At 60.1% G+C, this 8,774-nt stretch carries 6 protein-coding genes; 2 read left to right on the forward strand and 4 right to left on the reverse strand.

Going from position 1 to position 8,774, the window contains the following annotated elements; genetic code table 11:
* Positions 1 to 4: 4 nt before the first annotated feature.
* Together mraZ and coq7 are read right to left on the reverse strand one after the other, a co-directional pair.
* Positions 5 to 433, reverse strand: coding sequence for a division/cell wall cluster transcriptional repressor MraZ (mraZ, locus tag NCT32_RS11995; RefSeq protein WP_061121473.1), 429 nt, complete (start codon positions 431 to 433; stop codon positions 5 to 7).
* 390 nt (positions 434 to 823) lie between these two features.
* On the reverse strand, positions 824 to 1,480 hold the full coding sequence (coq7, locus tag NCT32_RS12000; RefSeq protein ID WP_061121502.1) for a 2-polyprenyl-3-methyl-6-methoxy-1,4-benzoquinone monooxygenase: 657 nt from the start codon (positions 1,478 to 1,480) through the stop codon (positions 824 to 826).
* Positions 1,481 to 2,037: 557 nt separating this feature from the next.
* Here coq7 and NCT32_RS12005 point away from each other — a divergent pair.
* The gene (locus tag NCT32_RS12005) at positions 2,038 to 3,213 is read left to right on the forward strand and encodes a porin (protein ID WP_061121472.1); all 1,176 of its coding nucleotides are present in this window, start codon (positions 2,038 to 2,040) and stop codon (positions 3,211 to 3,213) included.
* Positions 3,214 to 3,373: 160 nt separating this feature from the next.
* Here the strand turns inward: NCT32_RS12005 and NCT32_RS12010 are convergent, their stop codons facing one another.
* Positions 3,374 to 5,047, reverse strand: coding sequence for a long-chain fatty acid--CoA ligase (locus tag NCT32_RS12010; protein ID WP_250490351.1), 1,674 nt, complete (start codon positions 5,045 to 5,047; stop codon positions 3,374 to 3,376).
* Between the two features lie 118 nt (positions 5,048 to 5,165).
* Positions 5,166 to 7,256: a molybdopterin-dependent oxidoreductase gene (locus NCT32_RS12015; RefSeq protein ID WP_250490352.1), complete on the reverse strand. Its 2,091-nt coding sequence runs from the start codon at positions 7,254 to 7,256 to the stop codon at positions 5,166 to 5,168.
* A 159-nt stretch (positions 7,257 to 7,415) separates the two neighbouring features.
* Here NCT32_RS12015 and NCT32_RS12020 point away from each other — a divergent pair, with 159 nt between their 5' ends.
* Positions 7,416 to 8,606 (forward strand): M20 aminoacylase family protein, encoded by a 1,191-nt coding sequence (locus NCT32_RS12020; protein ID WP_250490353.1) that lies wholly within the window; start codon positions 7,416 to 7,418, stop codon positions 8,604 to 8,606.
* Positions 8,607 to 8,774 lie beyond the last annotated feature (168 nt).

Raw genomic sequence — 8,774 nt, forward strand, 5'->3', positions numbered from 1 at the left:
CGCGTCAGAAAGTGAAATTCTTCAGCGCTTCGGGCATGCCCTGCGCCATCGCCGCCGCTTCCTTCGCCGCGTAGGTCTGCGAATCCCACAACTCGAAGTGCGCGCCCATGCCGAGCAAGGTCACCTCTTTTTCCAGCGACGCGGCAGCACGCAGCTCGGGCGAGACCAGCACGCGCCCGGCGCTGTCGAGTTCGACATCCATTGCATTACCGAGAAAGATGCGCCGCCACCACATGGCTTCCATCGGAAGCGCGGCGACCTTGGCGCGAAAGACTTCCCACTCCGGGCGAGGAAAGAGCAACAGGCATCCATCCGGGCTCTTCGTGAGCGTCACCCGGCCCTCTGCCTGCCCTTGCAGCGCTTCCCGATAGCGCGACGGAACCGACATCCGCCCTTTCGCATCGAGCGTCAGCGCCGACGCCCCTTGGAACACTCACCCTCTCCCCGTTTCGGACGCCCACCCTGACGCCCGTCCCACCCGCTTTTGCTTGAAAATGGCCTGTGAATCACACAAAAGACCACTTTCTCACACTGTCTCCCACTTTAGAGGAACGCATTTCCTCGGTCAAGACGCGTAACTTTTTTTCGAGTGGTTTTTATTCGCTAGAACAAGGACTTAGCGCAGGAGCTTGAAGTGACGGCGAAAGAGAAAACCGTTATGAATTAGAGGGCTAGTGCGGGATGTGAAGGTAGTACGTGAAATGAGCAGGCGAAATGAGGGAAATGTAACGGTTCTTCTGGCCGACTAGTGGTCCAGTCGTGGGTTCGGACAGCGAGCGCCACGGGGCGCCACGCGGCGGCGATTGCCGAGGCGTCTAACACGCTATATGTAGTAGGCTGTGCGAGTCATCACTTTGGACGCTGCACGCATCAGGGCGCGAACCGGAAACGGCACTTCGCTGCCACCCGCGCCGATTGCCGCGGCGGCGTGCGCGCTTTCATCGAGACGCATCTGTTCGACGATCGCGCGCGACGCATGATCGTTCACCGGCAACGTCTTCATGTGACCATCGAGATGTTGCTCGACCTGGCGTTCGGTCTCCGCCATAAAGCCGAGGCTCGCACGATCGCCGAAGCGGCCCGCGACGAAACCGATCGCGAGCGCGCCCGCGTACCAGAGCGGATTCAATAAGCTCGGCCGCGACTCGAGATCCTTGAGCCGCGTCGACGTCCACGCGAGATGATCCTCCTCCTCGCGCGCGGCTCGCTCGAAGCTCGCTTTGAGTTCGGGCGAATTGGTGGCGAGCTTCTGCGCCTGATACAGCGCCTGCGCGCAGACTTCGCCGACGTGGTTCACACGCATCAAGCCGGCCGAATGAGCGCGCTCTTTCTCGGTGAGTTGTGATTCCTCCGAGAGAACATCGCCTTGCGCGTCTGAACCGGACATCGTCGATTCGGGAATCGGCCGCGACATGCGACTCACGCCGGTCATGGAGCGCAAGCCCCGATCGAACTCGCTGATGACTTCATCGAGCGTCATGTTGCCACCTCTCTTCATAGTTCGTGGTCACGGCGTTTGCGCGTTTTCAGCAAACCGTATGCGCTGGCTCGTCGGCGCTGACCGGGTGTTTCGTCAAGCGGCTGAGCGAGCATGCGAAGAAAACGCGGATTTTAGCGCACATTGAGGGGCCTCGAAGCCGCGCAGGCTTGTCAGGGCTTAGGTTTCAGCAGCCCGAAGCGCAGCCAGGCTCTTCGTGACAAGGACTATGGAACGCTTCGCGATCGACGCATCTGCGACTGCCGGCGACGCACCCCTTCGACGCGCGCGAGCGCACCGCAGACGCCCCTTCGCAAGCCCCGTTTTGGTAATTAGGGCAAACACGACTCGCAAAAGTCCTGCAAAACCAACATTTTAGCGTCTGTTGCGTAAACGTCACACGAGTCTGGCGGATCTTCCCCTTTTCCTTTGTCCTCCAAAGTCTCTTTGTTACATTACGTCTCAACTTCATTAAGAAGCCCGGCAGGGACCGTCAACACACTGGCGCTAAGAACAGTGACCTTGCCAAAAGTCGCAAACACTCCCTGGAGATCTATTCAATGAAAAAGTCGCTTCTCGCTCTCGCCGCATTGGGCGCATTCGCAGGCGCTGCACATGCGCAGAGCAGCGTGACGCTGTACGGCATCATCGACGCAGGCTTCGCCTACAACAACAACAGCAACGGTCAGAAGCTGTATGCAATGAACAGCGGCAACCTGCAGGGTAGCCGTTGGGGCCTGCGCGGCACGGAAGACCTCGGTGGCGGTCTGAAGGCCATCTTCGTGTTGGAAAACGGCTTCAACGTGTTCAACGGCCAACTGGGCCAAGGCGGCGACATGTTCGGCCGTCAGGCTTACGTCGGTCTGTCGACGGCACAATTCGGCACGGTCACCTTGGGTCGTCAGTACGACTCCGTGGTTGACTACACCGGCGCATTCGAAGTCGGTAGCCAGTGGGCGTCGTACTTCGGCGCGCACCCGGGCGACCTGGACAACATGAACAACTCGAATCGCGTGAACAACGCGGTCAAGTACACGAGCGCAAACTACGCCGGCTTCACGTTCGGCGGCCTGTACAGCCTCGGCGGCCAGGCCGGCCAGTTCAACCGCAACCAGATCTGGTCGGTTGGCCTCGGCTATTCGCAAGGTCCCCTGCAGTTGGGCGCGGGCTACTTGAACGTCAAGGATCCGAACTTCTCGTTCTTCGGCAACAACGCGACGAGCCGCACGGCGACCACGACGCCTTCGTCTTCGAACATGTCGAGCCGCGTGTACTCGGGCTTCGCATCGGCCAAGACGCAGCAAGTCATCACGGCTGGCGGTGCTTACACGTTCGGTGCAGCGACCGTCGGCGCGACGTATAGCAACACGCAGTTCAAGGACGTCAACAACGAAGCAGGCGCTGGCCTGAACCCGGCTGGGTACACGGGCGGCTCGGGCAAGTTCCACAACGCCGAAATCAACTTCAAGTATCAGCTGACCCCGGCCCTGCTGCTCGGCGCGGCATATGACTACACGAAGGGTTACGGCCTGACCAACGCCAAGTACCATCAGGGCATGCTCGGTGCGGACTACTTCCTGTCGAAGCGCACGGACGTGTACATCGACGGTATCTACCAGCACGCGAGCGGCACGGACTCGACGAACCAAACAGCGGTTGCGAACATCAACGGTCTGTCGCCGTCGTCGACGTCGAACCAGGTTGCCGCTGTTGTCGGTATCCGTCACAAGTTCTAATAAGGTCGTAACAAAGCAGCATCCTCTGAAAGGCGCCTTCGGGCGCCTTTTTTTTCGTTCCTGTGCGTGCAGATCGCACGACATCGCGTCGCGTGCGTCCAACAAAAAAGCCACCGCGTCTCACGACGCGATGGCTTTTTCGGTTCGTAGGATGCGAACGCTACGCGCGGCCGTCGCGCAACTCGCGCCGCAGAATCTTGCCGACATTGCTCTTCGGCAATTCATTGCGGAATTCGATCATCCGCGGGCGCTTGTAGCCGGTGAGCCGCTCCTTGCAGAAAGCGATGACGTCGGCTTCCGTCAGGCTCATATCCTTGCGCACGATGAAGAGCTTCACCGCTTCGCCGGAGGCCTGATCCTTTACCCCGACCGCGGCGACTTCGAACACGCCCGGCAACATCGCGACGACATCCTCGATTTCGTTCGGATACACGTTGAAGCCCGACACGAGAATCATGTCCTTCTTTCGATCGACAATCTTGACGTAGCCGCGCTCGTCCAGCACGCCGACGTCGCCGGAGCGGAAGAAGCCGTCGTGAGTCATCACCTTCGCCGTTTCGTCGGGGCGGTTCCAGTAGCCCGCCATCACCTGCGGCCCGCGAATGCAGATCTCGCCCGGTTGGCCAAGCGGCACTTCCCGGTTGTCGTCGTCGCGGATCGAGACTTCCGTCGACGGAAGCGGCAAGCCGATCGTGCCCGTGTATTCGGTCGCGGTCACCGGATTGCAGGTCACGCACGGCGAAGTCTCGGACAAGCCGTAACCCTCGATGATCGGTACACCGGTCGCCGCAAACCAGCGCTTTGCGACGGCTTCCTGAACCGCCATGCCTCCACCGTTCGCCGCGATGAGCTTTGAGAAGTCGAGCTTGCCGAAATCGGGATGATTCAACAGCGCGTTATAGAGCGTGTTGACCGCCGGGAACGTGTTGATGGGAACGCCCTTCAATTCCTTTATGGTGCCCGCGATGTCGCGCGGATTCGGAATCAGCACGCCCAGGCCGCCCGTCCGGATCGTCAGCATCCCGCACACTGTGAGCGCGAAGATGTGATACAGCGGCAGGGCGACCACACAAACGAACTGGTCGATGTCGGGACGGCGCTTGCGGGCAGGATCGAGCCAGACTTCTGACTGGAGCGTGTTCGCGATGATATTGCGATGCGTGAGCGTCGCGCCCTTGGCAACGCCCGTCGTGCCTCCGGTGTACTGCAGGAACGCGACGTCGTCGGGAGTCTGGGTGACGGGCTGGAGCGTGAGGCGGCCGCCCCGGTCGAGCGCATCGTTGAAACGAACGCTGCCGGGCAGACTCCACTCGGGAACCATCTTCTTCACGCGACGCACGACGAAGTTGACCAGGAGCCCCTTCAGGCCCATGAGATCGCCCATCGCAGCGACGACCACATGTTTGATTGCAGTGTTCTTGACGACGGCCTGAAGCGTTACCGCGAAGTTCTCCAGAATGACGATCGCTTCCGCGCCGCTGTCTTTGAGCTGGTGCTCGAGTTCGCGCGGCGTGTAAAGCGGATTGACGTTGACGACGATATATCCGGCGCGGAGCACCGCCGCAATCGCGATGGGGTACTGCAGGACATTCGGCATCATCAGCGCGACTCGCGCGCCGGGTTTCATCCCTCGCTTCTGGAACCACGCGGCCAGCTTTCTCGACATTGCGTCGAGCTCTGCGTAAGTGATCGCCTGGCCCAGACAGACGAACGCGCGGCGGTCGCGGTTCGCGCGGAAACTGTCCTCGAGCAGTTCGGAAACCGACCGATACACGGAGGCATCGATGGACGCTGGCACGCCGGCCGGGTAAGACTGTAGCCAGGGTTTCTCCATACGGCGTCTCCTTTATATGATTTTAGAATGGTCGTGCGGAAGCGAGATCGTAGCTTTTCATCAAGCCTCCGACAACTGGGTTAGACGCCATACACCAGAATCGTCTGAGTCCGCCGTGTCATGCACAGCGATCCATCTGCTCCACTTCGACGAGGCAGTCGTAGAACGTCGCTGAGCCTCCGAGGTCCGTCAGCGCCTGGCTAGTCACCTGATTCGCATTGCAGCCATCCGGCGATAACTTCTTCCACCAGATCGACAAGCCAACGACGACGCCTTCGCGCGCGCGATCTGTCACGCGCGCGCGGGCCTGCATCGAGCCGCGATCGTTGAAGATGCGCACCAGCGCGCCATCGGCGATGCCTCGCGCCTGAGCATCGGCGGGATGAATGTCGAGATGCGGTTCGCGTTCCGTCGCGCGCAGGCTCTCGATGTTCACGAAGCTACTGTTCAGGAAGTTGCGGGCCGGCGGCGAGATCATTGCGAGCGGATAACGCGCGGCCAACTCCGGCGAGCCATCCGCGGATTCGTAGGGAGGCAGGTAATCCGGCAGCGGGTCGAGGCCTTCGCGTTTCAGGCGTTCGCTGTAGAACTCGCATTTCCCCGACGGCGTGCGGAACGCGCCCTCGGCCAGCGGAGCCTCTGCAATGTCGAGCTTCAGCCAGCCGGACGACTTCAGCTTGTCCCAGCTCTGACCTTCCAGCGTCCGGTCGTCCCAACGAAAAGCATTCGACGCGATCTGCTCGTCGGTTTCGAAAAGCGCGGGCTCGACGAGGCCCATCGCGCGCGCGAGGCCGCGAAATATCTCGGTGTTCGGGCGCGCTTCGCCGACGGGTGGAATCGCCGGCAGATTCGCCATCACATACGTGTGTCCGTACGACTTGTGGACATCCAGATGCTCGAGTTGTGTCGTCGCGGGAAAGATCAGGTCGGCGTAATCGGCAGTATCGGTCTGGAAGTGTTCAAGCACGATCGTGAACAAGTCCTCGCGCGCGAAACCGGCCTCGACCTTCGCCGAATCGGGCGCGACCGCTACTGGATTTGAGTTGTAGACGATCAGCGCTTCGATTTTCGGCCCGAACTTCTCGTCACCGGGATGCAGCAGCGCGTCACCAATCGCGTTCATGTTGACCGCGCGCGGCAATTTCGAAGGCCACCCCGGCAGCAAATCGGGGCGCTCGAGGGCGCTGCCGTTGATTGGAGTCCATCCTGAGGACGAAAGCAGCAAACCTCCGGCGCGTTCGCGCCACGCGCCCGTCAACGAGGGCAAGCAGGCTATCGCGCGAACCGCGTTGCCGCCACCGCGCACGCGCTGCATGCCGTAGTTCAGCCGGATCGCGGCCTTTTTTGTCGATCCGAACGCGCGAGCGAGTTCTACGACGACGTCCTCTCCGATGCCGCAAATCTGCGCAACGCGTGAAGGCGGATACTGCGCCGCGCGCGCCGCGAGTTCTTCGAAGCCTACGGTATGCGCGCTCACATACTCATCGTCGATGAGGTTTTCTCGAATCAGTACGTCTATCATGCCGAGCGCCAGCGCGGCATCGGTGCCCGGGCGCAGCGCGACGTGCTGATGACACTTTTCCGCAGTGAGCGATTTGTAAGGATCGATCGCGATCAGCTTGGCGCCTCGCCGCTTGGCTTCCTGCGCGCGCGTCCAGAAATGCAGACTCGAGGCGATCGGATTCGCTCCCCAGATCAGGATTATTTCGCTCTCTTCGTAAAACTCCGCATGCATGCCTAGGCTGGCGCCGTACGTATAGCGCAAGCCCGCCGCACCGGCGGCGGCGCAAATCGTGCGCTCGAGCCGCGATGCGCCCAGCACATTGAAAAATCGGGCGGCGATGCTCTCTCCTTGGACGAGACCCATCGTTCCCGCGTAGCTGTACGGCAGGATGGATTCGGGCGCACGCCGGGCGATCGGTTTCAGGCGGTCAGCGGCGAGTCGCAATGCCTCGTCCCATCCAATCGACTCGAAACGGCCCTCGCCCTTTTTGCCGACTCTTCGCAAGGGAGTCAGGAGACGATCTCTGTGATGCGTGCGCTCGGCGTATCGAGCGACCTTCGTGCAAAGGACGCCCTGCGTCGGCGGATGATCGGGATCGCCGCTGATCTTGACCGCTTTGCCGTCTTCTACCGTTACGCGCATTGCGCAGGTATCCGGGCAATCGTGTGGGCATACGGCGCGGGCGAACTCGGCTGGAGCGTTCATCGGAAAGTCCCGTTAATCAGAAGAAAGGCGGCAGATGAACGAATTCTATTACGGCTACTATGCGATCGACCGTCCGGTGCCGCAAATAGTGGCCGCGTAGAATGGATGACTCGCGCGCTCACTATGCGCGATCGGAATTCAAACGTGAGAGCAGTTCAAATGAATCTGATCCCAGAAATCGAAGCATCACACGATGAAATCAAAACGCTCCGACGAACGATCCATTCTCATCCCGAATTACGTTATGAAGAAGTCGGCACCGCGAAACTCGTGGCCGAAAACCTCGAACGTTGGGGGATCGAGGTGCATCGTGGAATGGGCAAGACTGGTGTCGTGGGAATACTGAAGCGCGGCACCGGAGGCGCATCGATCGGGCTGCGCGCGGATATGGATGCGTTGCCTATTCAGGAACTCAATACGTTCGGACATCGTTCGACGAACGACGGCCGCATGCATGCCTGCGGCCACGATGGTCACACCGCAATGCTGCTCGGCGCCGCAAAACATCTGGCCGAGCGTGGCAGGTTCGACGGGACCGTCGTTTTCATTTTCCAGCCGGCCGAAGAAGGTGGCGCGGGCGCCAGGGCCATGATCGAGGACGGTCTGTTCGACCGATTTCCAGTCGACGCCGTGTTCGGCATCCACAATTGGCCTGGCATGCCCGCGGGTCATTTCGGCGTGATCGAAGGGCCGATTATGGCCTCGAGCAATGAGTTTCGTATCACGGTCCGGGGAACCGGTTCGCATGCCGCCTTGCCGCATAACGGACGCGATCCGGTTTTTACGGCGGTCCAGATTGCGAATGGACTTCAGAGCGTCATTACGCGAAGCAAGAAGCCGATCGATACAGCAGTGCTGTCCATTACTCAGTTTCATGCAGGGGAAGCGGCGAATGTCGTACCCGATCTGGCCTGGCTCGGCGGGACTGTGCGTACTTTCACGGTTGCAACGCTCGATCTGATCGAAGAGCGCATGCGCAAAATCGTCGAAGCAACTGCTGCGGCGTACGATTGCGGGGTAGAGATGCACTTCAGCAGAAATTATCCGCCGACAATCAACGCGCCTGAAGAGACGAGATTCGCGGCAGAAGTGATGGCGGAAGTCGTAGGGAAGGATAAGGTCGACAACGCCGTCGAACCAACAATGGGCGCGGAAGACTTCTCCTTTATGCTTCTTGAAAAGCCTGGATGTTACGCGTTCTTAGGTAACGGCGATGGTGGACATCGCGAGCACGGACATGGCGCCGGACCTTGTATGTTGCACAACGCAAGTTATGACTTCAACGATGATTTGTTGGCTGTTGGATCGTCGTATTGGGTTCGTTTGGCCGAGCGATTTCTGGCTCGCTGACGGCTGCGGCGGCAAAACGGCCATCGCTTTTCGCTTTGAGTCCTCGCGTTGACAAGTTTGCGGTTTCCAAACGCAAAAACCCCACCTTTGTGGGGTGGGGTTTTTGTTTATCGCATGAGGAGCCTGACGATTACCTACTTTCACACGGGTATCCGCACTATCATCGGC

The sequence above is a fragment of the Caballeronia sp. INML2 genome (assembly GCF_023631365.1).
Classification (GTDB): domain Bacteria; phylum Pseudomonadota; class Gammaproteobacteria; order Burkholderiales; family Burkholderiaceae; genus Caballeronia; species Caballeronia turbans.

Excerpts from the sequence above, each read along its gene's own strand:
- NCT32_RS12020 (WP_250490353.1), top strand. The coding sequence starts at position 7,416 with ATGAATCTGATCCCAGAAATCGAAGCATCACACGATGAAATCAAAACG.
- coq7 (WP_061121502.1), bottom strand. The coding sequence starts at position 1,480 with ATGACGCTCGATGAAGTCATCAGCGAGTTCGATCGGGGCTTGCGCTCC.
- NCT32_RS12010 (WP_250490351.1), bottom strand. The coding sequence starts at position 5,047 with ATGGAGAAACCCTGGCTACAGTCTTACCCGGCCGGCGTGCCAGCGTCC.
- NCT32_RS12005 (WP_061121472.1), top strand. The coding sequence starts at position 2,038 with ATGAAAAAGTCGCTTCTCGCTCTCGCCGCATTGGGCGCATTCGCAGGC.
- NCT32_RS12015 (WP_250490352.1), bottom strand. The coding sequence starts at position 7,256 with ATGAACGCTCCAGCCGAGTTCGCCCGCGCCGTATGCCCACACGATTGC.